We start from the raw sequence: 24,856 nt of genomic DNA, 5'->3' as shown, positions 1-24,856 counted from the left end.
TATAAAAGCGCGAGTAATGGGATGGTCGTGTTCCCGGTGTCATTCCTCGGGGTGGGGTTGTCGGCGATCGAGGCGGGGGGTGCTGTGCGCGAATTTCACGAGTCCATTCCCCTGAGCCCACTACTGCGGCGGTCGGCGGTCGCATTGTGCATCGTCCTCGGAATTGTCCTGGTAATTGTCTGCGGGTTCGCGGCAATCGTGGATCGCGACTCGGCGGGCTACGTCGGCGCCGTGTTGTCCGCGGTCCTGTCCTTCGGGTTGGCCGCGTACATGTGGAAGGTGCGCGTGATCATCACCACAGACGTCGAACGAGTGTCGATCGCGCTGTCTCCGGGGCTGCGTCAGGTATTTCGGTGGGACGAAGTTGTGTCTGCCACTGCAGTACATATCGGGATGGGCTCCGGAATCGGTTATCGAATGACCGGCCCAGGTATGCGGGTAATTCTCGCATCTCCCGGCGACGGGGTCCGCTTTCGTCTGCATGACGGCCGTGAAATCTCGGTGGCAACACCTCGAAGGGACGAGCTGATCGAACTCGCCCGGCGGCGGGCGCCGGACCTGCAGTGAGCGTTGCAGGTGGACCGGTGAAAAACGGGGTGCGCCTATCCTGGATAATTGACATCAGTTCTGTGTTTCAGGCGCTCTGTTCAGGGCCTGTGATGCCGGACCGGTTTGCTGCCGCTTGCACAGGCACCCCGTTTGCGTACGAGAGGAACTCTCATGCTTGCCCGCACCGACCTGCGTGGTCGTACCCCATCCACGGCCGAACTTCGCGCCGCGCTTCCCCGAGGTGGAGTGGATGTGGACGCGGTACTGCATCAGGTTCGCCCGGTGGTCGAAGCCGTCCGTGATCGCGGGGCAGAAGCCGCCCTCGAATTCGGCGAGAAGTTCGACGGCGTTCGTCCGGCTTCGGTTCGTGTACCAGCAGCCGAGCTCGAGCGCGCACTTCGTGAACTCGACCCCGCAGTCAAGGAAGCCCTCGAGGTTGCGATCGAGCGCACCCGCAAGGTGCACGCCGATCAGCGTCGCAAGGACACCGTCACCGAGGTCGTTCCGGGTGGCACGGTCACCGAGCGTTGGGTTCCGGTCGAGCGCGTCGGGCTGTACGTGCCCGGCGGCAATGCCGTGTACCCGTCCAGCGTTGTCATGAACGTCGTGCCGGCTCAGACGGCCGGCGTCGGATCACTTGTTGTCGCCTCGCCGCCCCAAGCCGACTTCGGCGGATTGCCGCACCCGACCATCCTTGCCGCAGCAGCCATGCTCGGCGTCGACGAGGTGTGGGCCGTCGGCGGCGGGCAGGGCGTCGCCCTCCTTACCTACGGCGGAACCGACACCGATGGAACCGAGCTTGTCCCGGTCGACCTCATCACCGGTCCCGGCAACATCTACGTCACTGCCGCCAAGCGTCTGTGCCGCGGACTGGTCGGCATCGACGCGGAAGCCGGTCCCACCGAGATCGCGATCCTCGCCGACCACACCGCTGACCCGGTCCACGTTGCCGCCGATCTCATCAGCCAGGCCGAGCACGACGTGATGGCCGCCAGCGTTCTTGTCACGACCAGCGTCGACTTGGCCGACGCGGTCGACAAGGCTCTGGCTGCGCAACTCGAGATCACCAAGCATCGCGAGCGCGTCACCACGGCACTGACCGGTAGCCAGTCGGGCACGGTGCTCGTTTCTGATGTTTCCGCTGGTCTGCGCGTCGTCAATGCATATGCGGCAGAGCACCTCGAGATCCAGACCGAGGATGCAACCGGGGTGGCAGCTCAGGTCACCAGCGCTGGTGCCGTGTTCGTCGGCCCGTGGGCGCCGGTCAGTCTCGGCGACTACTGCGCCGGCTCCAACCACGTTCTGCCGACGGCCGGGTGTGCACGTCACTCCTCCGGTCTGAGCGTGCAGACCTTCTTGCGTGGGATCCACGTGATCGACTACTCCGAGTCGGCTCTGAAAGACGTTGCCGGACACGTCATCACGCTCGCCAATGCGGAGGACCTGCCCGCTCACGGCGAGGCTGTGCGTCTACGATTCGAGGCTCTGCGATGAGTGGTGCTCCTGGAGAATCGATTACGGTCGACGCCCTTCCGATTCGCGAGAACCTGCGTGGAAAGTCGGCGTACGGCGCACCGCAGTTGACGGTGCCGGTTCAGCTCAACACGAACGAGAACCCGCATCCGCCGACGCAGGCGCTCATCGACGATGTCGCCGAATCCGTGCGCGAAGCCGCGAAGGAACTGCACCGCTACCCCGACCGTGACGCTGTGGCGTTGCGGACGGATCTGGCTGCGTACCTGGCGAAGCAGACAGGTGTACCGGTCACCGTCGACAATCTGTGGGCGGCAAACGGATCGAACGAGATTCTGCAGCAACTTCTTCAGGCGTTCGCAGGTCCGGGACGTAGCGCGATGGGTTTTGTGCCTTCGTACTCGATGCACCCGATCATCGCCGACGGTACCGATACCGAGTGGGTCGAGGTCTTCCGTCGGGACGACTTCGCACTCGACGTGGATGCTGCCGTCACCGTGATTGCGGAACGTCGACCCGACGTCGTGTTCGTGACCAGCCCCAACAACCCGACCGGACACAGCGTCGGCATTGCGGAACTGCGACGCATCCTCGACGTGGCGCCGGGCATCGTGATCGTCGACGAGGCGTACGCGGAGTTCTCCGCTGCCCCCAGCGCGATGACGCTGATCGACGAGTTCCCGGCCAAGCTGGTTGTGACCCGCACCATGAGCAAGGCTTTCGCGTTTGCCGGTGGCCGACTCGGCTACCTCGCCGCCGCTCCCGCGTTCATCGACGCACTGTTGTTGGTGCGCTTGCCGTATCACCTCTCGGTGGTCACGCAGGCGGCGGCACGTGCCGCCCTGCGTCACGCCGACGAGACCCTCGGCAGTGTGCACGCCTTGTCCGCCGAGCGCGATCGAGTGTCGAAGGCGCTGGCGGACAACGGTTTCCGAGTGATTCCCAGTGACGCGAACTTCATCTTGTTCGGTCAGTTCACCGACAGTGCACAGGCGTGGAAGGAATACCTCGACCGCGGGGTTCTCATCCGCGACATCGGCATCCCCGGATATCTGCGGGCCACCGTGGGACTCGAATCCGAGAACGACGCGTTCATCAAGGCCAGTGACGAAATCGCAGGCACCCAGCTGGTCGACACGAATTCAGGAGAGACGGCATGAGCGATCGCATCGCGCGGATCGAACGAACAACTCGGGAATCAAGCATCGTCGTCGAACTGAATCTGGACGGGACCGGCATCGTCGACGTCTCCACCGGCGTTCCGTTCTTCGACCACATGCTCAACGCCCTGGGTACGCACGCCAGCTTCGATCTCGACGTCAAGGCGAAGGGCGACGTCGAGATCGACGCTCACCACACCGTCGAGGACACCGCGATCGTTTTCGGCCAGGCGCTCGGCCAGGCTCTCGGCGACAAGAAGGGCATCCGTCGTTTCGGCGACGCTTTCATCCCGATGGACGAAACGCTGGCGCACGCGTCGGTCGACGTCTCCGGTCGCCCGTACTGCGTGCACACCGGTGAGCCCGACTACATGGTGCATTCCGTCATCGGCGGGTACCCGGGCGTTCCGTATCACGCGGTGATCAACCGCCACGTGTTCGAGTCGATCGCATTGAATGCACGTATCGCACTGCACGTTCGGGTTCTGTACGGCCGCGATCAGCATCACATCACCGAAGCCGAGTACAAGGCCGTTGCGCGCGCTCTGCGTGAGGCGGTCGAGCCGGATCCGCGCGTGAGTGGCGTGCCGTCGACGAAGGGCACACTGTGAGCGTCCTCTTCACCTATCTGCTGTTCATCGGCGCGGGTATTGCCGTGGGCGGCGCCTACTCGATGTTCAAGGTCAACAAGCTTGCGTCGGGAATCCTTCTGGCGTTGGCGGTTCTGGCGGCGGTAGCGGGCGCACTGCGTCTGTGACGCGAAAAGTGACTGCGTCTGAGACGCAAGATCCTGCTCCATCGCCGGGGTTGCTTCGCACTCCGGGCATGATCGGTGTCCTGATCATGGCGGCAGCAGCTTTCGGTGGCTGGTCGTTGCTGTTGCCGGTGGTGCCGTTGCTGGTTGCGCAGTCCGGCGGATCGGATGCGCTTGCCGGATCGGTGACCGGTGTCTTCATGGCGGCCACGGTCTTGACGCAACTGCTCGTGCCTCGGTTGTTGCGGACGCAGGGCTACCGGCGCGTGCTGGCGGTCGGGTGTCTGCTCCTCGGTCCACCGTCGTTGGTGCTGTTGATCTCGGCCGACGCCGGCCCTGTCCTGGCGGTTTCCGCGGTGCGTGGTATCGGTTTCGGCATGCTGACGGTGGCCGGCAGTGCACTGGTGGCGGAGTTGGCGCCCAAACGAATTCTGGGCCGTGCCACCGGTGCCCAGGGAATCGCGATCGCAGCGTCACAAATGGCGGGGCTTCCGCTGGGGCTTTCAATCATGGAACGGTGGTCGGCGACACCGGTGTTCGTCCTCGGTGCGCTGATCCCGGCGCTCGCGCTGGTGGCCATTGCCGGGTTGCCGAAGATCTTCGCCCAGCCGACCGGGGAATCCGTTCGACTGAGTGTGTTCGCCGTCTTGGTTCCGGTGCTCGCTCTGGCGTGTGTGTCCGCCTCGTTCGGCGGATTGTCGTCTCTACTGCCGATCGCAATCTCGGAGCGTGCGGCCGTTGCTGGAGTGGTGTTGGCGACCGCCAGTGGGTCGATGTTGGTCGGCCGGTACTCGGCGGGACTGATCGCCGATCGTCTCGGCAGTGGTCGGACACTCGCGCCGGCATTGGCGTCGTCGACGATCGGATTGGTGCTGTTCGCGATCAACGTCGACGGCGGGTCGACGCCGGTCTTGTTCTGCGCGGCGGTCCTTTTCGGGCTGGGGTTCGGGGCGGTGCAGAACGAGTCCTTGGTCATGGCGTTTCAGGCTGCCGGCCCGAGGCAACTCGGATCCGCCAGCGCGATCTGGAACATCGGCTACGACGCCGGCACCGGAATCGGTGCACTGGCGTTGGGATTCGTGGCCACGACTGCCGGCTATGCGTGGGTCTTCGCGGTCTCCGCGGTCGTTGTCGCTCTGCTCCCGGCACTGGCCGCGGGCGGCAAAGTGATCGGCAGCAGGGTTGCCCGATAGAGTTGGGGCATGAGCGCTTCCACGATTGCTGTACTCGATTACGGCTCCGGCAACCTGCATTCGGCTACTCGCGCACTGGCGCGCACCGGGGCGCAGGTGGAGGTGACCAACGACATGAAGGTTGCACTGGCGGCCGACGGTCTCGTGGTGCCCGGCGTCGGCGCGTTCGCGGCCTGCATGGAAGGTCTGCGTGCAGTGCAGGGTGACCGAATCATCGGCAGACGCCTGGCCGGTGGCCGACCGGTGCTGGGCATCTGCGTCGGCATGCAGATTCTGTTCGACCGGGGAGTCGAATTCGGTGTCGAGGCGGAGGGCTGTGGCGAATGGCCCGGCACCGTCGAGAGGCTGCAAGCAGAGGTTTTGCCGCACATGGGCTGGAACACCGTGGAGGCGCCGGAGTCCAGCACCCTGTTCAAGGGCATAGACGCCGATACCCGCTTCTACTTCGTCCACTCCTACGGTGTGCAGAGTTGGGAGCTCGCGCCGTCCGAGCACATTGCACCCCCGAAGCTGACATGGGCCGATCACGGCGGAAAGTTTCTCGCTGCCGTCGAGAACGGTGCGTTGTCGGCAACGCAGTTCCACCCCGAGAAATCCGGTGACGCAGGCGCCGAGTTGCTGAGCAACTGGGTGCAGAGTTTGTGACCGGGGGATCCGGACCGAACCGCGGTGACGATTTCTCCCTCGCCCGTCTGGCGTTGTTCTCGCTCGGCGCCGCTGTGGCTGCGCTGGCGGTCGCAACCGTCGTCATCGTTGTTCTCAAACCATCGCCGGGCGTCGGCCTCGTGATCGGTCTCGTGGGGGTCGTCGCTGCGATTGCGGCAATGGGTGTCGTATCCAAGCGGATGACCCGAAAAGCGTTCGGTGACCCGGAAGACGGTTCGAGGTCCTGACCTACTAGGGTTACCGCACGTGAGCCTGGTCCTTTTGCCTGCTGTAGATGTCGTCAACGGTGAAGCTGTTCGCCTCGTGCAAGGAGAGGCGGGAAGTGAGACCGGTTACGGGTCGCCCCGCGACGCTGCTCTTGCGTGGCAGAACGACGGTGCCGAATGGGTGCATCTTGTCGACCTCGACGCTGCTTTCGGGCGTGGGTCCAACAGTGAACTGTTGGCCGGCGTCATCGGCGACCTGACGGTCAAGGTGGAACTGTCCGGTGGAATCCGCGACGACGCTTCCCTGGAAGCCGCACTGGCCACCGGCTGTGCTCGCGTGAATCTCGGTACTGCCGCTATCGAGGATCCCGAGTGGTGTGCGCGTGCATTGGCCAAGTACGGCGACAAGATCGCTGTCGGCCTCGATGTTCGTCTCGTCGACGGTCAGTACCGCACCCGTGGTCGCGGCTGGGTCACCGACGGCGGCGATCTGTGGGAGACCCTCGCGCGTCTGGACCGTGACGGCTGCACTCGTTACGTCGTCACCGACGTCTCCAAGGACGGCACACTCACCGGTCCCAATCTCGAACTTCTCAGCCAGGTCTGCGCGGTCACCGACGCGCACGTCGTCGCCTCCGGTGGTGTGTCGACCATCGAGGATCTACTCGCCATTTCCAGCCTGGTTGATCAGGGTGTCGAGGGCGCGATCGTGGGCAAGGCATTGTATGCCGGTCGCTTCACTCTCCCCGAAGCACTGGCAGCAGTTTCCGGATAGATTTTCCAGATGACTCCGACGCGTGACCTCGACGAACTTCTCGCGATTGCGGGTCGGCTTCTCGACGGCGTCCACGATCAGTTCGTCTCCGGTGTCGGCGCCCCGAGTGCGGTCCGCAAGGGCTGGGGTGATTTTGCCACCGAGGTCGATCTTGCGCTCGAGAAGCGGTTGACCGCGGAGTTGTTCGAGCAGACCGGCATCGAGGTGCACGGCGAGGAATTCGGTGGTCCCGACGTCGGTTCCGGGCTCGTCTGGGTTCTCGACCCCGTTGACGGTACTTTCAACTACTCGGCCGGATTGCCCACTGCCGGAACGCTGTTGGCGCTTCTCGACGACGGTGTCCCGGTGCTCGGATTGACCTGGCTTCCATTGATCGGTCACACGTACGCGACTCGCGCCGGCGGTCCGTTGTTGGTCAATGGAATCGCCGTACCGCCGCTGGAGCCAACCGATCTGGCGTCGTCGATCGTCGGCTTGGGTGCGCTCAACGTCAACAGTCGAGGGCGGATCCCCGGCAGTTTCCGTCTCGACCTCCTCGCCGAGATCAGCAAGGTGTCCTCGCGGATCCGGATACACGGTTCAACCGGAGTCGATCTGGCCTTCACCGCGGCCGGCATCCTGGGCGGTGCGATCGTCTACGGCCGCAACGCGTGGGACAACGCGGCCGGGGTCGCGCTCGTTCGCGGTGCGGGCGGGGTGGTCACCGACCTGGCCGGCCGCCCGTGGACCGTAGAATCGGAGTCGGTGCTCGCTGCCGCTCCGGGCATCCACGGTGAGATTCTCGATATCCTCAACGCGCTCGGTGATCCGCGCGCTTCGTCCTCAGGAGGACCACAGTCATGACCCTCGCAGTTCGTGTGATTCCGTGCCTCGACGTCGACGCCGGGCGAGTGGTCAAGGGTGTCAATTTCGAGAATCTTCGCGACGCCGGAGATCCGGTGGAACTCGCGGCAGCGTACGACGCTCAGGGCGCCGACGAACTGACCTTCCTGGACGTGACCGCCTCCACGTCGGATCGCGGCACGATGCTCGACGTCGTAAGTCGCACTGCCGAGCAGGTTTTCATTCCTCTGACCGTCGGCGGTGGAGTGCGCACGGTCGCGGATGTCGATCGTCTGCTGCGTGCCGGTGCCGACAAGGTCAGCGTCAACACCGCGGCGATTGCGCGCCCGGAACTGCTGAAGGAACTGAGTGAGCGTTTCGGCTCGCAGTGCATCGTCCTCTCGGTCGATGCCCGCACCGTTCCCCAGGGGCAGCCGGACACACCGTCGGGGTGGGAGGTCACCACGCACGGGGGCAAGCGCGGCACCGGGATCGACGCTGTCGAGTGGGCCGAGCGTGGTGCAGAGTTGGGAGTGGGGGAGATCCTGCTCAACTCGATGGATGCCGACGGCACCAAAGCGGGCTTCGACCTTCTGATGATCCGCGCTGTCCGTGCAGCGGTCCACGTACCGGTGATCGCCAGTGGCGGTGCCGGCCTGGTCGAGCACTTCGCCCCGGCTGTCGAAGCGGGCGCGGACGCAGTTCTCGCAGCAAGTGTCTTCCACTTCGGCGATCTGAGCATCCCGGAGGTCAAGGATGCGATGCGTGCCGAGGGAATCGTCGTTCGCTAGGCGTTCTCGGCGCGGATTCCGTCGAACATGAGGCGGCTGATGGCTTGGTTCAACGCCGTGCAGTCGACGGACGAACCGGCTCGCAATCCTTGAATCGCACTTGCCAGCATCATGCCGTTGACGGCGTGGGCAGTGTTGTCGACATCGAGGTCGGCGCGTAGATAGCCGCATTCGACTCCGTGGTGCAGGTACGCCGCGGTCAACGAAGCCGACTGGTCGAGTAGATCGAGCATCCGGCCCGTCAGATCGGCGTCGACGCCCGTCGTCTCGAAGAGCAGAACCCGCGGAATGCGCGGGTCGTCGAAGAAGATGCGGGGGAGCGCTTCGGCGATGCGACCGACCTGAGCGCGGTACTCGTCCAATGTATTTGCTGCGTCAGGGGCATTTTCGACGGCGAGTGCGCTGATGATCTTTGCGATCAGATCGTCGATGACGTGGTCGATGATGTCGCGCTTGTTCTCGAAGTACCGGTAGAAGGTCCCGTGACCGATTCCGAGAGTTGTTGCGATATCGGCAATTCCGGTCGCGTGGTAGCCGCGTTCCGCGAAGCACTCGAATGATGCGTCGATGATCTCGCGGCGCAATTCCGCCTTTTTTCGTTCCGCTCTGGTCATGGCCTTCGTCACATCAGGAATGATACCGTTCTCAATAACGGAATGACGTGTCAGTTTCTGATGTGCAGTTTTTCTGATGTGCAGTTCACGAGAGGGATTCTCCGATGGCAGTGCAGTACGACGCAGTAGTGGTGGGGGCGGGCTTCGGCGGAATGGGTGCGGCCATTCAACTCAAGCGGCTGGGCCTGAACAACCTGGCGATCCTCGAGCGCGAGGACGATCTGGGTGGAACCTGGCACGTCAACCGCTATCCCGGTCTGGCTGTCGACATCGCGTCGGTCACCTACTCGTATTCGTTCGAGCCCAATCCGAACTGGTCCAGGCTTTTCGCACCGGGCGCGGAACTGAAGAAGTACGCCGATCACGTCGCGGACAAGTACGATCTGCGGAAGCACATGACGTTCGGTGCCGTGGTCAACGGAGCCCGCTGGGACGAGGATTCCTCGCACTGGGTCGTATCCGTCGAAGGCGCGCCGGACATCACTGCCAAGTACCTCCTGACTGCGACGGGTTTCCTCTCGCAACCGCATCGGCCCGACATCTCCGGTATCGACGACTTCGCCGGCAAGATCATCCACACCACGGCCTGGGACGATTCCTACGATCTGTCCGGCACCAAGACCGCAATCATCGGAACCGGCGCCACCGCTGTGCAGTTGATCCCCGAGGTGGCGCGGCAGGCCGCAGAGTTGACCGTCTACCAACGCACCCCGATCTGGGTGGTTCCCAAGATCGACGTCTCCATTCCGAATGCAGTGCAGAAGCTGTTCTCGCGTATTCCGCTCACCCAGCGAATCGCCCGCGCTGTCAGTTCGTCGATCCTAGAAATGATCATGGTCAGCGCGGTCCTTCACTACAAGCAGGTCAAACTGTTGAACAAGGGTGCGGCGGCCGCATCACGTGCGTTTCTGCGGTCCCAGGTCAGCGACGCCAGCCTTCGCAAACAACTCACACCGGACTACGACTTCGGGTGCAAGCGTCCCACATTTTCCAACAACTACTTCCGTACGTTCACCAAGGACAACGTGCATCTCGAAACGACGCCGATCGACCACATCGCTGCCGACGGAATCGTCACCGCCGACGGTCGCAAGACCGAGATCGACACCTTGGTGCTGGCAACGGGATTCAACCTCTGGGATGTGAACTTTCCAGCCATCGAGGTTATCGGTCGCGAGGGACGAAACCTCGGTAAGTGGTGGCGCGACAACCGTTTCCAGGCCTACGAAGGGGTCGCGGTTCCGTATTTCCCCAACTTCCTCACGCTCGCCAGTCCGTACTCGTACAGCGGGTTGTCCTACTTCACGACGATCGAATCCCAGATGCAGCACATGGATCGACTGTTCGGCGAGGTGAAACGGCGCGGCGCGGAAACATTCGAGGTCACCGAAACTGCCAACGCCGAGTTCCTCGACCGGATGACCGAGAACCTGGCGGACTCCGTCTTCTACGGCGGTAGTTGCCAGACTGCACGAAGCTATTACTTCAATCAGCACGGCGAGGCTGCGATTCTGCGGCCCACGTCTACACGGAATGCGTTCGTCGAAGCGAAACGCTTTCCGCTCGAGGACTATTCGATCATCTAGGCGGGCTTGTCCCGCGTTCGGCTATCTTGCCGAGCTGACTCCGGTCGGAACCGATATCACGGGATAACGGTTCTGCCGGTTCAGTCGGGAAGTGACCGAGATGTGCATCAGTCGGCTCACCGCGGAGGCAGCGCCTTTTCGCGGAGATCCGATCACGATGGTAAATGCGTCGTATTTGTCCGCGGTTGCGAGAATGACACCGGCCGGGTCTCCATAGGTGCAGTCGTACGTCCAGGTGTCGGCGTGCGAGGCAAGTGCCGAGGTTGTCTGCTCGCGTTGCGACACCATCTCGTCGTGCAGACGCGTTTCGAATTCTGGTGAGTCGGTTTCGACAGGTAGGTCCTCTGACGTGATGCAGTGAACGACGTGGAGGGCTGAATCCTCCTTGGCGGCAAGCGTCAGTGCGTAGCTGAGTACATTCTTGCTGGTAGCACCTGGGCCGATGCCGAGAACGACGTGGCGGGTTCGGACGCGATCGGTACTCGGGTTCGCGAGATGGCAGATGTACTCCGGGTGCGGACCGTCATGATGCTGATGGTTCATGTCGGATCTTCTTCCAGAGCGAGAAGCGAAGGAACTTCCATTCTAGGGCGGCCGTGCAGGGGAATTCCACGGAAGTCACAGGTGGAAGGTATAAACGTCATATGAGTCTTGATCCCGCAATCGCGGCGAAGCTGAAGCGAAACGACGCCGGACTGTTCAGCGCGGTTGCGCAGGAGAAGTCGACCGGTGATGTGCTGATGGTCGCGTGGATGGACGACGAAGCGCTCACGCGAACACTGGAAACCCGTAAGGGGACGTACTATTCGCGCTCGCGGCAGCAGTACTGGGTCAAGGGTGAGACGTCGGGGCACACCCAGTACGTGCACGAGGTGCGCCTCGACTGTGACGGCGATTCCGTCTTGCTGATCGTCGATCAGGAGGGCGCCGCGTGCCACACCGGCACTCACACGTGTTTCGACACCGACGTCCTGCTCGCTGCTGAGCAGTGACGCGAGATGGCCACTGACAAGACTCCACAACCGCTCGATTACTCGTTCACCGCTCCCATCGAGAAAGACGGTGCGTTCGCAACGTTCTTGACCGTGCCCGGCTCGGCGGAACTTCTGGGAACCAGACGCGCTGTGAAGGTGCTCGGAACCCTCGATGGTGAGCATCCCTTCGAGGCGACGCTGATGCCCTCCGGCGACGGACCGCACTGGCTTCCGCTGCGCGTGGCGCTGTGCAAGGCGATCGGCAAGAGCGCCGCTGGAGAAGAGGTAGCGGTACATCTACAGCAGCGCCTGAGCTGAAGTTTTCCCGAACCAAGGAGCGCCGTCGTGCAATTCTGTTCGACTTCGCACACGCCGCGGACGTGGCGCCGGATCGGTGGGCCGAGTACGGTCCAGGTGCCGTCGGTGTCGGGTGGGACATGGGACTGCTCGGGTTGGCTCGACACGTGGAACTGGGGATCGCGACGCCACTCGAGACACCCGAGTGGTCGGCGAGCGACGAGGCCAAGGCATTCATCGCGGGAAGCAGTGAACTGTGGGCCGAAGCTGCGATCGCATCGGGCGACGACCCGGATGCGGCTGCAGCCGCCGCTGCTCGCACGACCGCTGCATACACCGGGTAGATCACCTCTACGAGGACTAACATCGGATTAGTCTGGTTGTTGCGGGACTTCCGCGCCACGAGCGGAGACGACGATGGTGTATCGGCTCATCGAAGTAGTAACGGTGTTCGTTCACTTCGGGTTTGTTCTCTATGTGGTGCTGGGTGGATTCGTGGCGTGGAAGTGGCGTCGTACCATCGGTTTCCACCTACTTGCAGTCGTCTGGGGAGCCGGTTCGATAGCGGTCGGATATGACTGCCCGCTGACCAATCTCGAGAACTGGGCCCGCCGGATGGCCGGGATCGCGGAGTTGCCGTCCACCGGATTCATCTCGCACTACATCACCGGCGTGTTCTATCCGGCGAGTATCGAAGGCCTTGTACAGGCGCTCGCGGCGACAGTGGTTGTCGGATCCTGGGTAGGATACGTGCTGCTCGGACGGCATGCGAAGGGTGAGGTCAAAGCCCCTTCAGCGACCTGATTCCGTACAAACGATCCCAGCCGTTTCCGAATGGAAACGACTGGGAGGTGCTACCAGGATTTACGCGCGAGTCAGGGCTACCACCGGGATTGTGCGGATCCCAGCGGTCTTCTCCGCGTATTCGGCAAATCCCGGGTATCGACTGGCCTGCTCGTCGTAGATGCGGTCACGCTTCTCGCCGGTTACTTCGCTGACGGAGACCGGGTATGTTTCGGTGCCGATCTCGACCTCTGCCTGGTCGGTGGCAACGAGGTTGTAGTACCAGTCGGGATTGGTCGGGGCACCGGCCTTGGATGCAAAAACGTAGATGGTCTTCGGATCCTGCTCGTCTGCCAGATACATCATGGGACTCACGAAATCGCGTCCGGATTTGCGTCCTGTGTGGTGGACCAACACCATGGGCGCACCTTCGAAGGGGCCACCTACCTTGCCCTCGTTCTCCCGAAATTCCGCAATGATTCCTGCGTTCCAATCGTCGGTACTCATCGTTGTCTCCCGGTCTGCGAGTGGCGAAGGGCTCTGCCGCCAAGCTTTGCACAACTGGTGAATCGACGAGAGGTCATCTTCGGCGTCCAGCATGATCTACTATCTACGTATGAACGCAGATAGTGGTGTTTGTCGCCGCAAGCTTCCCGATGATCAAGTCGACCTCGTCGTCGAGGTGTTCCGCATGCTGGCCGACGCAACCCGTGTGCAGGTCTTGTGGGCATTGGTCGACCGCGAGTGCTCGGTGAACGAACTGGCGGAACGCGTCGGCAAGCCGGCGCCCTCGGTGTCGCAGCACCTGGCGAAATTGCGCATGGCAAGGTTGGTACGAACCCGCCGCGATGGTACGACGGTGTTCTATCGCCTGGAGAACGACCATGTGCGCCAACTGGTTACGGACGCGGTCTTCAATGCGGAGCATGCCGGACCCGGATTGCCGGGGCATCACCGTAGTGAAGGTGAGCTTCGGGAGATACACCCGGAGCGCTCGGCGAACGTCGATCGGACCGATCAAGAAGAAGGTGCGTCGTGACGCACGAACCCAAGACGTCCCACGGCCACGGCCACACCCATGGCCACGGGCCGAAGGGATTTCGATCGGCAGTCCGCGAAGTGTTCTCGCCGCACAGTCACGACGCTGCCGACAGTGTCGACGACGCATTGGAATCGAGCGCAATCGGCATCCGGGCGGTCAAGATCAGTCTTGTTGCGCTCGGAGTCACCGCAGTTGCTCAGGTCGCGATCGTGGCGATCTCGGGTTCGGTGGCGCTGCTGGCGGACACCATTCACAACTTCTCCGACGCGCTCACGGCAGTCCCACTCTGGATTGCCTTCGCGCTCGGTCGGCGCGCTGCGACCAGGCGCTATACCTATGGTTTCGGGCGTGCGGAGGATTTGGCCGGACTGTTCGTGCTCGCCATGATCGCACTGTCGGCAGTGATCGCCGGTGTCGAGGCGGTGAGGCGATTGATCAACCCGGTCGAGATCGAGCACCTCGGTTGGGTAGCGGCGGCAGGTTTGATCGGTTTCATCGGAAACGAATTGGTGGCGTTGTATCGGATCAGGGTCGGCAGGCAAATCGGTTCAGCGGCCCTGGTGGCCGATGGATTGCATGCTCGGACCGACGGATTCACTTCGCTCGCAGTCCTTCTGGGGGCGGGGGGAGTTGCGCTGGGTTTCCCGTTGGCAGATCCGATCATCGGCCTTGTCATCACCGTTGCCATCGTGGCGGTGCTCAGGACTGCAGCGCGAGACGTCTTCCGGAGGTTGATGGACGGCGTCGAACCTGAGTTGGTGGACGACGCAGAGCATGCATTGATGCACGAACCTGGAGTCCTCGGTGTTCGTGATCTGAAGATGCGGTGGATCGGACACCGACTGCATGCCGATGCAGAACTCGACATCGATCCCCGGGCAACACTTGCCGAAGCTCATGCGATTGCACACAGCGCCGAGCATTCGCTCACTCACGCGGTGCCCAAACTCGCTACTGCCTTGGTGCATGCGTACCCGGCGCATGACGCGGCCAACTCCGAAGTCTGATACCGGCCGCCTTCCCGGTGATCTGTGCTTGATGTCAAGCGCAGGCGGCTTCCCAGGCGAAACCGTCTGGGTCTGTGAAGGTTTCAGACGTGCCGGCAACGGTCAGACGGTGTGATCCGGTGCCTTCCGGAGCAACCCCGGCATCCTTTGCCAAAGCGCGGCGACCATACAGTGCGAGTGTCACATTGTTTGCTGCACTGGTGAATTCGACGTACTTGCGACCGAAGCTCTTGGACACCTCGAGTCCGCGGTCGAGGTAGAACTGCTTGCTGGCCTTGACGTCTTCGGCGCCGAGCAGCAGCACGAGGCTGTCGATCGTGCGGGTGGCCGGCCCGTCGTTCTTCTTCGACGACGTGGCGATCTTCCAGATCGAACCGTCTGGAGCCTGGACGACTCCGCCGTATCCCCAGAGGGATTTCTTCACAGGCTTCAAGGCGGTGGCACCGGCTGCGAGTGCTGCGCCGACGAAGGCGTCGACGATGTTCGGTTGGGAGACGACGAGCGAAAGGGTGTACCCACGAAACCCTGTTGTCGGTTCGTTCGATTCGCGTAGCTGGATTCGATCTCCGACGCCGAGAGCGTTGTAGAAGGCTTCGGCTGCCGCGAGGTCGGGAACGTCGAGTATCACGGATTTCGCGGTGGTCATCTGGGCGCTCCCTGCTGATGTGTGGATTGGCGACGTGTGGTCGGAAGTGGACTTCTGTGGTGTGTTCATGTGTTTCAACGTAATTGCGGGTCCCGTGGCTGTGCTTCTCGATTTCTGATCGGTTTGCTGAGACTGCTTGCAAGGTGCAGCACTCACGCAGGCCTTAGGTGGGCGATTTGTCGTGAATATCCTGTTCAGCCGATGTTTTCTCGATAGGCTGGTGAGCGCTGATCGGACGTACCTCACGCCACCATGGAACGGGGAAACCAGTGATCGCACTGCGACGAAAGTCGTTAGCCGCAGCAGTTGTGGTGTCCATGACGATGGCGTTGGCCGCGTGTACCTCCGGTGAATCGGCGCCCGAGGTGGGCGGCAATTACGGCTCTGGCGGAACCGCCGTCGACTATCGGGAGCCGGTGAAACTGAGTAGCCGAGATGGTGTTCTCGAGGTGCGCTTGTCCGCTCATCAGGGAGTGATTCCGCTCGATACCGCTTCGGCGCCCGTGTCGAATTTTCTGCTCTTCGGGTACGAGGTCATCCGCGGTACGGCGTCGGACGGATCGACCTCGGCGAGTGACGTCTATCCGGCGCCGACTCTCCGCGTCAATCCCGGAGAGCGATTGATCATTCATTACGACAACGATTTGCAGGATCTCACGATCCAGGACTTCTACGCTCCGGCATTCACACCGGCGGGCGGGGACGTGCCGATCTATCCGCCGGCGCTGACGTCGGCTCCGCTGAATCTGCACACGCACGGAGTGCACGTGAGTCCGGACGGCAATGCGGACAACGTGTTGCTCAACATTCCAGCCGGCCAGGGAAACGTGTACGACTACGCGATTCCGGGGACGATGCCGAACGGTCTGTACTGGTATCACAGTCACCGGCACACCCTCACCGCCCAGCAGACGTACATGGGCCTGGCCGGGCTACTGGAAATCGGCCGGCCGGACGGCAATCTGCCTGTCGTGACGGCAAACGACGTTCCGATTCGCGATATGGCACTGCAGTACAACTTCGTATTCGACCGAAAAGGAAAGGGCCGACAGCTCAACGACGCGAACTGGCCCCAATTCGTCAGTACGTTGACGCCACCCGCCGGTACGGAACTAGCCGACGGCACGTACCGTCCGAGCCTTGCTCCGGTGAATTTCTCGGACACCACCGAGGGCGCGCAGTATTTCACCAACTGGTACACCGGACCGTTGTCCCCGGCCAATCATCGTGGACAGAATCAATTCGTTCCAGGCAATCTGCAGAGCTTCGTGGGTGAAGCGACGACTGTACCGGCCGATCCTTCACTGCCGGACAACCAACGCGATGTGCAGTACACCGTGAACGGTCAGTTCCAGCCGTCGCTGAAACTGAAGCCGGGGCAGACCGAGATCTGGGTGCTTGCCAACATCAGCGACTTTGCCTACATGCCGGTCACGTTGACGGAAACCGCAACCGGCGCCCATCCGAAGTTCGCCATCGTAGGGCAGGACGGAAACCCGTTCGACGAGGTCAGGCCACCCGTGGACGGGGACGGAACCAGGCTGGTGATTCCGCCGGCCTCGCGATACGCAATCGCAGTGACGATGCCGGAGTCCGGCGATCTGGTGCTGGAGATGCCTCCGCTCGAAGGTGCGAAGCCGGTGAGCAATCCAGGCATTCTCTACACCAACAACGGTACTGACAATCCGCCCGCCGAACTCGGAACCGTCACCGTCGACCCGTCGGTGATCAGTTACGCGGACGGATTCTTCACGTTCCCGACTCAGCAGTTGATCCGTGCGACGCCAGACGAGGGTGAAGGAAAGACGACTCCCTTCGAGTTCGGACAGAAGCTCGATACCTACACCTCGTTCGTGGATACCGCAGCGATGACGCCCGACGTGACCCGCAACCTCACAGTGTCCGGTGGGTTCGGAAACGAGAAGTCCAGCAACAGTGATCCGAAGGCCTTCACCTACGAATTCGCCGACAACACGTTCCCCAACATTCCGCTGATTCAACCGCGACTGAATTCCGTTGAGGAATGGAAGATCACGAACCTCAACAACGACGAACACCCGATGCATATTCACGTCAACGACTTCCAGGTAACGGAAGTTGTGGATCCCGTCGCAGGTACCACGACAGGGGTTCAGCCATGGGGAATCGACAACGTGAACGTGCCCGCTCCGGTGACTGACGAGAATGAGAATGCTCTCGAGCCTGCGTCAGTGACGTTGCGAACGAAGTTCACCGAGTACACCGGAACCTTTGTGATTCACTGCCACCGACTCAATCACGAGGACAACGGTTTGATGGCGACTGTCAACGTGATTCCCGAGGTATCGACATATGCCGTCGCGATACCTGGTTCGGCCGGCGTGCCCGCCAAGGTGCAGATATTCGATGCCAACGGCGACAAACTGATCACTGCTGTGACGCCCTTCCCGTCGTTCGAAGGCACCCCGAGTGTTGCGATGGCGGACGTGAACGGAGACATGGTGCTTGATCTGGTCGCTGGAACAGGTGCAGGCTCGGCTCCGGAAGTGGTGGCGTACAACGCAGTCGGCGGCGTGCCGTTCACCGACGAGTTGGCAAGATTTGCCCCCTTCGATGTGGGTTTTCGTGGCGGAGTGAACATCGGCAGCGTCGATATCGACGGAAACGCACTGGCGGACAACATCATCGTTGCCTCGGGCCCAGGGATGGAGTCGCAGGTCAAGATTTACTCCACCGACCTTCCGGCGGACAAGAGGTCCGCACCCACAGAATTCGGTTCGTTCTCGCCGTACCCGGGATCGAGTAGCGGAGTCACGTTCGCAACCGGAATGGTTGACAGTCACTCCGGTCGAGCGAGCATCGTGACCGCACCCGGTGCGGGCGAGGAGCCGTTGATCAAGACGTTCCGCTACGACCTGTACGAACCGACGGCGGCTGCGCAGGGCGGCTCCGATGAACACGCAGGTCATACGGCTGGTCCGGCAACGACATCACAGTTCTTGGCATTCGATCAGGACTACCGCGACGGGGTGTCTCTGTCGACGGGTTGGGTGGCCGGCGCCGAGGGCGGAGCAAAGTCGATAGTGGCAGGCATGCTCGGAGGCGAAGGATCCGTCCGCGTCTTCTCGAGTGGATCGAGGCTCGACGGTGCGCCCGAGATGTACCTGGAGAGCCCAGATCATCATTCGACGGACGTGGTGTTTCGGGAAGTTGCATCCTTCGATCCGTTCGCCGGTCCAGGGACGGGTGTCGGAGTAGCCACGACGAGCACGACTACCGGCGCGGATCTCCTCGTCAGCGGCAGCGACGGAAGTGGTGCCGAAGTTCGGAAATTCACTCTCGGTCGTTCCGATCCGTCTGCGACCACATTGACACCGACGCTTGTGGGAACGCTGCCGCCCTATCCCGTCGGCGGGGGAGTTTTGCCGCTCGGTGGCCGATGATCCGGTTTTGAGATTTACTGAAAGTAGTTTCATGTCAACGGGTCTCGAGCCTTCCTGTTCTCGAAGTTGTCCGTTTTGTCTCTGGTTATCGAAAGTATGTTCGATTAAACTTTCGGTATGGACAGTCGGGAAGCGTGGCAGCTGGATGGCGAGGGCCTCAAGGGTGAGGTTCTGGATCTGGTGCGTGTCCGGCACGAGTTGCAGTCGCGGATGGTGTTGCTGATCGTGGAGATGTTTTCCCGGGAGACTGTGGTCGGGAAGGGTTTTCGGGCGATCGCGCAGTGGTTGCACGGGTCGACGAATCTGGAGATCGGTGAGTGCAGTCTGCTGGTCGGGTTGGCGCGGTTGTTGATGCTCGAACCCGTGGTGGCGGATGCGTTTCATCGCGGTGACGTGGATGCGTTGAAGGCGCGGCAGGTGGCGTCGTTTTGTCAGCATCCGCCGAAGAACATGACGCCGGCGGATGTGGACAAGGCTCGCGGGATTCTGTTGGGGTTGGCGTCGAAGAACATCGCCGATTGTGATGCGGTGCGGGCAGCGATTCGGCGGATCGAGAAGCAGTACGGCAAGCGTGAGGACGGCGTTCCGGTGGGTGAGGATTCGGAGCGTAACGAGTTCTACGCGTCGAAGGGTTTGTACGGGCGGGTGTCGGTGAAGGGTGATCTGGATGCGGTGAACGGGGCCCGTCTGATCACGTTGTTGTCGAGCCTGTCTGCGCCGACGCCGGAGAAGGACGGCGTCAAGGACACGCGTACTCCGGCGCTGCGGCGGGCGGACGGGTTTTGCGAGTTGTTGCGCCGGTACGAGCGGGCGGGGTTGGGTCCGGTCGAGGGCGGGGTGAAACCGCACATCACGGTCACCGCCAGCGCAAAAGACATGACGGACCTCAAGGCGTTGAAAGACCTCTTGCCGTCCACTGAGGAGTTGGGTTTCGCGTGGACGGATTGGGTCGGTCCGATCAGTATCGATACCGCGCGGATGTTGGCGTGCGACTGCACCGTGACGCGGATTTTGTTGGATGAGAATGGTGTTCCGCTCGAGTGCGGTAAGGAAGCGAGAACGGCGACGGTTCCGCAGCGGCGGGCGTTGGCGGTTCGTGATGGTGGGTGTGCGTTTCCGGGGTGCGGGACTCCGTCGGGGTGGTGCGATGCTCATCATATTGTTCACTGGAACGATGGTGGCCCAACGGATCTCGATAATCTGGTCTTGTTGTGTGGTCATCATCATCGGACGCTGCATCACACGGAGTGGCGGGTGGAGATCGGTCCGGATCGGAAATCGGTGTTCTATCCACCGATGTCGATCGATCCGTTCCAGCAGCCGATCGGCGGGAACAGCCCACCAACGGCCGCGTGAACGGCCATAACTGAAAATGCCAGCGTATGCACCGGGGAAGAATCATGCCCCGTTACATGCGCTGGCTTTTCGTGTTCCGGAGAGTTCAGGGCAGCGACCAGAACTGAGTAGTCACGAGGTAGAAGACGATAACCCAGAACAAGGTCACAGCGGCGACGATTGCCACCCCTTGTGCGTTGGTTTTTGCGACAGGAATCCCCGGAGGCGGACGCAGCCAACGGCGCAGGAGTCGATTCACGTAGTACGGCATCGTGAAGAAACTCATGATGAAGCTCGACAGCAGATTGCCGATCAACAATCCGAGCCAGAGTGGCAGCTTCAGCGGTGACAGCGCCAAAGTAAGCAAGACGACAGTCGGGTAGAGACCGACCCAGACCGCGATCGAGGTTTTTGTCTCCGAAGGTGGAGGGGCCTCGTTTCCGTTCTCGTCGAAGGCAAACCAACTGCCGAACGAATTGTCCACGGTTCGCAGTTCGAAGTCGTGAAACTTGCGGCCCTCGGCGAGGAGTTGTTGTCGCTCAGGGGAAGTCAGCCACGTATCGAGGTGGGCAGCATTGTCGAAGCGATACAGCAGGGTCCATTCATCCTGCACACCGTCGACGGGGCGAAACAGTTCGGTGCCGCGGAATCCGTCGAAAGCACTCTCCACCTCCCGAAGGCGATCCTGCCAGGCAAGGAACTCGTCGATGCTGTCGTCACCGACTCGGTGCGTCACTACGACGGTCAGCAGTGGGTCCGGAGGCCTGATCCCGCCGCTCACTACCTGCTGCGTGGCCGGGCCGTCGAAGAACTGACGACCGCTGTCGAGGTAGTCCTGCCTCGTCGCGCTGTTGATCCACGCTTGAACATGAGCGATGGAGTCGAATCGGTACACGATCACCCAATCAGGTTGGGTGGGCGTCGGAGCCGCGATTTCTGCCCCGAGGAAGCCTGCATAATCTGCGGCCGCCCGGTTGAGATCTTTCTGCCATACCTCGAATTCTTTCTCCAGTCCGGCACGCACTCGCTGGCCGATGATGACCGTCGCGGCGCTGTCCGCCGACGTGTGCGCGGTCATCGGTTCAGGCCTGTGTAGATGCGTTCCGGGGTGAGCGGTAGCGACCGGAATCGTGACCCGGTTGCATCCTGCAGTGCGTTCGCCAATGCAGGGGCAACCGGATTGATGCAGCACTCCGCCATGCCCTTGGAGCGGAGAGGACCGACGGAGTCTGATGACTCGACGAGGATCACCTCCGTGCGTGGGATATCTGCATATGTCGGGATCCGGTAGTTACGTAGATTCGGGTTCATCATCGCGCCGTTTGCGTCTACGTGGAAGTTCTCGGTGAGTGCGAAGCCGATGCCCTGGGCGACGCCACCTTCGATCTGTCCCCGCACCTGCGCCGGATTGATGATCACCCCAGCGTCGGTGGCTTGGACGCTGTAGAGAATGCGGATCTCGCCGGTGATGCGATGGACGGCAATCCGGAAGCCATGAGTGTTGGACACCACGCTGCGCGGAGATCCGTATGCCTTCCGCGCCTCGGTGAATCGGATCCCGCGCGGGCGCGCGGCCTCGAGTATCTCTTGCAGTGTTAATCGAGTACTACCGCAGACGATCTTGTCGTCGTCCATCGAGCACTGGTCAATCGACACGCCGGTGTGGTGCGCGGCGAAGGCAAGTAGGCGATCGCGGAGCGCATTCGACGCGCGAAGTACCGCGTTCCCAGCGACAAACAGGCCGGCGCTGGCGAAAGCGCCTGTGTCGAAACCGGTTCGGTCGGTGTCCGACTGAATGATTCGTACACGCGACGGAGTTGTGCCCAGCTGATTTGCGGCGATCTGCACGTGGGCCGTAGAAGTTCCCTCACCGAATTCGACTGTGCCGATGGCAAGTTCGTATACACAGTCTTCGCCGAGGGTGAGCCAAGCCTCGGAAATGTGCTCGGTGGGTGGCGCGGTCTCATGTAGTGAACTGGCGGTACCGGTGCCGATCAGCCAATCGTCTCCGAGCGAGGGAACCTGTTGCCGCTTCAACGCGGTGTCGATCAGATCGATGCATTGCCCCAGTCCGTCTTCGGTGAAGATCACGTCGTCTGGGCCGTCTTCGAGTGCGATCAGCGAATCGCCCGGTCGGACGATATTGCGTCGACGCAGTTCGAGCGGATCCATGTTCAGCGCGACGGCCAATTCGGTCATGGCCGATTCCACGGCAAAGGCCGGTTGCGTCATCCCGTACCCACGCAGAGCGCCGCTCGGGACGTTATTGGTGTACACGGAATACGCATCGAACTTCTTGTTGGCGCAGCGGTAGAGCGATACTGCCGCGCCGCCGGCAAAGAGTGTCTCTCCACCGTGGTTTCCGTACGCACCGGTGTTCGATACGTTGCGATACTGAAAGGCTGTGAGGGTTCCGTCCGACTTGGCACCGAGCTTGATCGTGAGCTTCATCGGATGACGCGGCGACGCGGTGGTGAACTCTTCTTCTCGGGTGAACTCGAGGCAGACGGGACGACCGGTGTCGAGGGTGGCGAGCGCCACCAGATCCTCGCTGATCACTTCCTGTTTTCCTCCGAACCCGCCGCCCACGCGTTTGCAGAACACGCGTAGCTGATCCGGGCGGAGGTCGAAGAGATGGGCGAGTTTGACCTTGGCGATGGAGGGGGACTGCGAACTTGTGCGAACGTGAAGGCGTCCGTCTTCCATCCAGGAGATCGAACCGTGCGTCTCGAGGTGCGCGTGCTGAACCCGCGGCGAGAAGTAGGTGCCTTCGTGGATGACGTCGGCCTCGGCGAACCCTGCCTCGACGTCGCCCACATGACCGTGAAGTTCGAGCAGGATGTTGTGCTCGGGATCCCGAACAAAGGGATCGTCGGATCCGTGCAGGGCTGGAGCGCCGTCGGCCATGGCCTCTTCCGGATCGAACACGGAAGGCAGGATCTCGTAATCGACCTTCACCTTCCGACGGCCTTCTTCCGCAGCGACGACGGAGTCGGCGAGGACGGCCACTACACGCTGACCCACGAACCGCACGACGTTGTCGAGGATGTACGTGTCGTCCGGATCAACAAGGTGGTCGGTATGAATTGCCGTTGTGAAGAGCTTGCGCGGCACGTCTTTCCAGGTGTAGACGCGATGGACACCGGGGACGGCGAGCGCCTCGGTGGTGTCGATGGAAGTGATGCGTGCATGTGCGTGCGGCGAGTGCAGCACTTTCAGGTGCAGCATGCCGTCGATGGCGGTGTCCATAGTGTATTCGGCTCGGCCGGTCACCACGTCGGTGGCCGCCGGCGCCCCGACGCTGGTTCCGACGGCCTGTCCCGGGAGGGCAACTTCGACAGCACCGACACCGTTGACCGCGTCTTCGATGGATCGGTAACCGGTGCAGCGGCACAGGTTTCCCTTGAGCGCTCGCGGCAAGTCTTCTTTCTGCGCGTCGGTGAGCGCCGCCGAGGTCATGATCATCCCGGCGGTGCAGAACCCACACTGAAAGCCGGGTGCATCCCGGAACTGCTGCTGAATCGGATGGAGATCTTCGGGCGTGCCGAGTCCCTCGATCGTGGTTACCGCGCGACCGTCGGCGCGAAAGGCGGGCGTGATGCAGCTGTGTATCGGCACTCCGTCGAGCCACACTGTGCACGCCCCGCAGTCCCCGCCGTCGCACCCCTTCTTCACCCCGTGGTGTCCGAGGTGCCGAAGAAACGTCCGGAGGCACTGTCCCGGGAACGGCTCCTCGTGGAACTGCCGGTCGTTCACCGTGTAGCTCATGACTGGCTCCCCGTGAGTTCGTTTCGGAGCTCGTCGGCGTAGTGGCGGGCGAGGTGGAGGCGGTGGTCGGGGGTTCCGTTGGGATCGTCGAACCAACTGTCGGCCGAAATGGAGTCGACGGCTCGTCGCAGAGAGTGCTCGTCCGGCATCGTGTCGAATGTCAGCCGGATCGGATGGGTGGTGCCGGCGGTGATGGTGAGGTGAAAGTCGTCGGCGCCAGGAGTCTGCGTCGCGATCATGAAGATCGTCGAACGGCCGAGGTGTGTGAGACTGAAGCGGCGGTGGGCGTGCCGTTTGGTGAGTGAGTGCACCGGGAACTCGATGCTCCGAAGGACTTCGCCCGGCTCCAGGACATTCTGGTGGTCACCGGTCACGAAGTCGCACGCGTCGACGGTCCTCACTGTTCCGTCGGTAGCCCATAGTGTGAACGAAGCCTCGAGTGCAACTGCCAGGGTGATCATCGGTCCGGCTGGAAGTGACATACAGATGTTGCCGCCTACGGTTGCCGAATTCCACACCTTGAAGGAAGAGAGGAAGTACTCGCAGCTGACGCGAATAAGTGGGCTCGCACGCCAATTGTCCGGCGGGACAAACGCATACAGTTCGGCAACGGTGCACGTGGCCCCGACACCGAAATGAGTCGCGCCGACCTCCAGTGATGTCCAGCCGAGCGCGGTGAGGTCGACGAGTCGACGGGTGTCGGGTTGTTCCGCTGAGAACAGCCACGTTCCTCCCGCGAGCCAGGCGTCGCCGGGACGCCACACGTCCCCTGGGCGATCCGGTGGTCGGCGTATCACGTCGGTAATGGTGGTGATGTCCATGCGCCTGCTCCCCTCGGGGGATGTGTCTTCTCGGAGTGGGACATTACCGAGGTGACGAGACACATTCACACTTTTAGTACATATCGGGCACGCGAAACATGAGCGATACGTACGTGACATCGACTGGTGGGGCGGTGCATGCGCTTGCCGATTCTGGGTACGACTGCTTGAG

27 protein-coding genes are annotated in these 24,856 nt (G+C 62.1%); 20 read left to right on the top strand and 7 right to left on the bottom strand.

What is annotated here, in order from left to right; all coding sequences use genetic code 11:
- The first annotated feature begins 21 nt into the window (after window positions 1–21).
- The 11 genes from ACVZUB_RS16620 to hisF all read left to right on the top strand — a co-directional run bounded on the left by ACVZUB_RS16620 (window position 22) and on the right by hisF (window position 8,389).
- Window positions 22–567 (top strand): hypothetical protein, encoded by a 546-nt coding sequence (locus tag ACVZUB_RS16620; RefSeq protein WP_482627541.1) that lies wholly within the window; start codon window positions 22–24, stop codon window positions 565–567.
- Window positions 568–720: 153 nt separating this feature from the next.
- The gene (hisD, locus tag ACVZUB_RS16615; protein ID WP_482627540.1) at window positions 721–2,043 is read left to right on the top strand and encodes a histidinol dehydrogenase; all 1,323 of its coding nucleotides are present in this window, start codon (window positions 721–723) and stop codon (window positions 2,041–2,043) included.
- Window positions 2,040–3,182: a histidinol-phosphate transaminase gene (locus ACVZUB_RS16610; RefSeq protein WP_482627539.1), complete on the top strand. Its 1,143-nt coding sequence runs from the start codon at window positions 2,040–2,042 to the stop codon at window positions 3,180–3,182. Before hisD ends, ACVZUB_RS16610 begins: the two co-directional genes overlap by 4 nt.
- A complete protein-coding gene (gene hisB / locus ACVZUB_RS16605) occupies window positions 3,179–3,793 on the top strand; it encodes an imidazoleglycerol-phosphate dehydratase HisB (RefSeq protein WP_003942383.1) in 615 nt (204 codons plus the stop codon). Before ACVZUB_RS16610 ends, hisB begins: the two co-directional genes overlap by 4 nt.
- Window positions 3,790–3,939 (top strand): hypothetical protein, encoded by a 150-nt coding sequence (locus ACVZUB_RS16600; RefSeq protein ID WP_007732248.1) that lies wholly within the window; start codon window positions 3,790–3,792, stop codon window positions 3,937–3,939. Before hisB ends, ACVZUB_RS16600 begins: the two co-directional genes overlap by 4 nt.
- A gap of 68 nt (window positions 3,940–4,007) precedes the next feature.
- A complete protein-coding gene (locus ACVZUB_RS16595; protein WP_482628538.1) occupies window positions 4,008–5,129 on the top strand; it encodes an MFS transporter in 1,122 nt (373 codons plus the stop codon).
- Between the two features lie 9 nt (window positions 5,130–5,138).
- A complete protein-coding gene (hisH, locus tag ACVZUB_RS16590; RefSeq protein WP_003942389.1) occupies window positions 5,139–5,774 on the top strand; it encodes an imidazole glycerol phosphate synthase subunit HisH in 636 nt (211 codons plus the stop codon).
- Window positions 5,771–6,022: a hypothetical protein gene (locus tag ACVZUB_RS16585; RefSeq protein WP_042449550.1), complete on the top strand. Its 252-nt coding sequence runs from the start codon at window positions 5,771–5,773 to the stop codon at window positions 6,020–6,022. The genes hisH and ACVZUB_RS16585 overlap by 4 nt, the downstream gene beginning before the upstream one ends.
- A gap of 19 nt (window positions 6,023–6,041) precedes the next feature.
- Window positions 6,042–6,776, top strand: a complete 735-nt coding sequence (priA, locus tag ACVZUB_RS16580; protein WP_003942371.1) for a bifunctional 1-(5-phosphoribosyl)-5-((5-phosphoribosylamino)methylideneamino)imidazole-4-carboxamide isomerase/phosphoribosylanthranilate isomerase PriA — start codon at window positions 6,042–6,044, stop codon at window positions 6,774–6,776.
- Window positions 6,777–6,785: 9 nt separating this feature from the next.
- Window positions 6,786–7,619, top strand: coding sequence for an inositol monophosphatase family protein (locus ACVZUB_RS16575; RefSeq protein WP_003942414.1), 834 nt, complete (start codon window positions 6,786–6,788; stop codon window positions 7,617–7,619).
- Window positions 7,616–8,389, top strand: coding sequence for an imidazole glycerol phosphate synthase subunit HisF (gene hisF / locus ACVZUB_RS16570; RefSeq protein WP_003942380.1), 774 nt, complete (start codon window positions 7,616–7,618; stop codon window positions 8,387–8,389). Before ACVZUB_RS16575 ends, hisF begins: the two co-directional genes overlap by 4 nt.
- Here hisF and ACVZUB_RS16565 read toward each other — a convergent pair.
- On the bottom strand, window positions 8,386–9,003 hold the full coding sequence (locus ACVZUB_RS16565) for a TetR/AcrR family transcriptional regulator (RefSeq protein WP_174519500.1): 618 nt from the start codon (window positions 9,001–9,003) through the stop codon (window positions 8,386–8,388). The two genes, hisF and ACVZUB_RS16565, sit on opposite strands and share 4 nt — an antisense overlap.
- Window positions 9,004–9,107: 104 nt before the next feature.
- On the opposite strand from ACVZUB_RS16565, the gene ACVZUB_RS16560 reads away from it, so the two are divergent.
- Window positions 9,108–10,589, top strand: coding sequence for a flavin-containing monooxygenase (locus tag ACVZUB_RS16560; protein WP_058226986.1), 1,482 nt, complete (start codon window positions 9,108–9,110; stop codon window positions 10,587–10,589).
- Between the two features lie 21 nt (window positions 10,590–10,610).
- Here ACVZUB_RS16560 and ACVZUB_RS16555 read toward each other — a convergent pair whose 3' ends face one another.
- A complete protein-coding gene (locus tag ACVZUB_RS16555; protein ID WP_054187191.1) occupies window positions 10,611–11,132 on the bottom strand; it encodes a universal stress protein in 522 nt (173 codons plus the stop codon).
- 101 nt (window positions 11,133–11,233) lie between these two features.
- On the opposite strand from ACVZUB_RS16555, the gene hisI reads away from it, so the two are divergent.
- The 4 genes from hisI (at window position 11,234) to ACVZUB_RS16535 (ending at window position 12,664) form a co-directional block, all read left to right on the top strand.
- On the top strand, window positions 11,234–11,581 hold the full coding sequence (hisI, locus tag ACVZUB_RS16550; RefSeq protein ID WP_482627538.1) for a phosphoribosyl-AMP cyclohydrolase: 348 nt from the start codon (window positions 11,234–11,236) through the stop codon (window positions 11,579–11,581).
- Window positions 11,582–11,587: 6 nt separating this feature from the next.
- The gene (locus ACVZUB_RS16545; protein WP_042449548.1) at window positions 11,588–11,881 is read left to right on the top strand and encodes a DUF1905 domain-containing protein; all 294 of its coding nucleotides are present in this window, start codon (window positions 11,588–11,590) and stop codon (window positions 11,879–11,881) included.
- A gap of 62 nt (window positions 11,882–11,943) precedes the next feature.
- Window positions 11,944–12,204: an SRPBCC family protein gene (locus tag ACVZUB_RS16540; RefSeq protein ID WP_228232681.1), complete on the top strand. Its 261-nt coding sequence runs from the start codon at window positions 11,944–11,946 to the stop codon at window positions 12,202–12,204.
- A gap of 73 nt (window positions 12,205–12,277) precedes the next feature.
- The gene (locus ACVZUB_RS16535; protein WP_042449546.1) at window positions 12,278–12,664 is read left to right on the top strand and encodes a DUF2784 domain-containing protein; all 387 of its coding nucleotides are present in this window, start codon (window positions 12,278–12,280) and stop codon (window positions 12,662–12,664) included.
- Between the two features lie 60 nt (window positions 12,665–12,724).
- On the opposite strand, the gene ACVZUB_RS16530 is transcribed toward ACVZUB_RS16535, so the two are convergent.
- Window positions 12,725–13,150: a nitroreductase/quinone reductase family protein gene (locus ACVZUB_RS16530; protein ID WP_029255500.1), complete on the bottom strand. Its 426-nt coding sequence runs from the start codon at window positions 13,148–13,150 to the stop codon at window positions 12,725–12,727.
- A gap of 109 nt (window positions 13,151–13,259) precedes the next feature.
- On the opposite strand from ACVZUB_RS16530, the gene ACVZUB_RS16525 reads away from it, so the two are divergent.
- Both ACVZUB_RS16525 and ACVZUB_RS16520 read left to right on the top strand, forming a co-directional pair.
- A complete protein-coding gene (locus ACVZUB_RS16525; RefSeq protein ID WP_003942406.1) occupies window positions 13,260–13,682 on the top strand; it encodes an ArsR/SmtB family transcription factor in 423 nt (140 codons plus the stop codon).
- Window positions 13,679–14,692 (top strand): cation diffusion facilitator family transporter, encoded by a 1,014-nt coding sequence (locus tag ACVZUB_RS16520; RefSeq protein WP_007732228.1) that lies wholly within the window; start codon window positions 13,679–13,681, stop codon window positions 14,690–14,692. Before ACVZUB_RS16525 ends, ACVZUB_RS16520 begins: the two co-directional genes overlap by 4 nt.
- 34 nt (window positions 14,693–14,726) lie before the next feature.
- Here ACVZUB_RS16520 and ACVZUB_RS16515 read toward each other — a convergent pair whose 3' ends face one another.
- Window positions 14,727–15,338: a VOC family protein gene (locus tag ACVZUB_RS16515; RefSeq protein ID WP_007732226.1), complete on the bottom strand. Its 612-nt coding sequence runs from the start codon at window positions 15,336–15,338 to the stop codon at window positions 14,727–14,729.
- 269 nt (window positions 15,339–15,607) lie between these two features.
- On the opposite strand from ACVZUB_RS16515, the gene ACVZUB_RS16510 reads away from it, so the two are divergent.
- Complete coding sequence (locus ACVZUB_RS16510) at window positions 15,608–18,760, top strand: multicopper oxidase family protein (protein ID WP_482627537.1); 3,153 nt, start codon at window positions 15,608–15,610, stop codon at window positions 18,758–18,760.
- A gap of 117 nt (window positions 18,761–18,877) precedes the next feature.
- Window positions 18,878–20,116, top strand: coding sequence for an HNH endonuclease signature motif containing protein (locus ACVZUB_RS16505; RefSeq protein ID WP_482627536.1), 1,239 nt, complete (start codon window positions 18,878–18,880; stop codon window positions 20,114–20,116).
- A gap of 85 nt (window positions 20,117–20,201) precedes the next feature.
- Here the strand turns inward: ACVZUB_RS16505 and ACVZUB_RS16500 are convergent, their stop codons facing one another.
- Genes ACVZUB_RS16500 through ACVZUB_RS16490 form a run of 3 tightly spaced genes read right to left on the bottom strand, consistent with a single transcriptional unit; the run spans window position 20,202 to window position 24,684 of the window.
- Entirely contained in the window at window positions 20,202–21,173 is a 972-nt protein-coding gene (locus tag ACVZUB_RS16500; RefSeq protein WP_021333615.1) for an antibiotic biosynthesis monooxygenase, read from the bottom strand.
- Entirely contained in the window at window positions 21,170–23,863 is a 2,694-nt protein-coding gene (locus ACVZUB_RS16495; protein ID WP_482627535.1) for a molybdopterin-dependent oxidoreductase, read from the bottom strand. The genes ACVZUB_RS16500 and ACVZUB_RS16495 overlap by 4 nt, the downstream gene beginning before the upstream one ends.
- A complete protein-coding gene (locus ACVZUB_RS16490) occupies window positions 23,860–24,684 on the bottom strand; it encodes an FAD binding domain-containing protein (RefSeq protein WP_065456557.1) in 825 nt (274 codons plus the stop codon). The genes ACVZUB_RS16495 and ACVZUB_RS16490 overlap by 4 nt, the downstream gene beginning before the upstream one ends.
- Window positions 24,685–24,856: the final 172 nt, after the last annotated feature.

It is taken from the genome of Rhodococcus sp. OS5, assembly GCF_056837585.1.
This window is presented reverse-complemented; position numbering and strand designations above follow the sequence as displayed.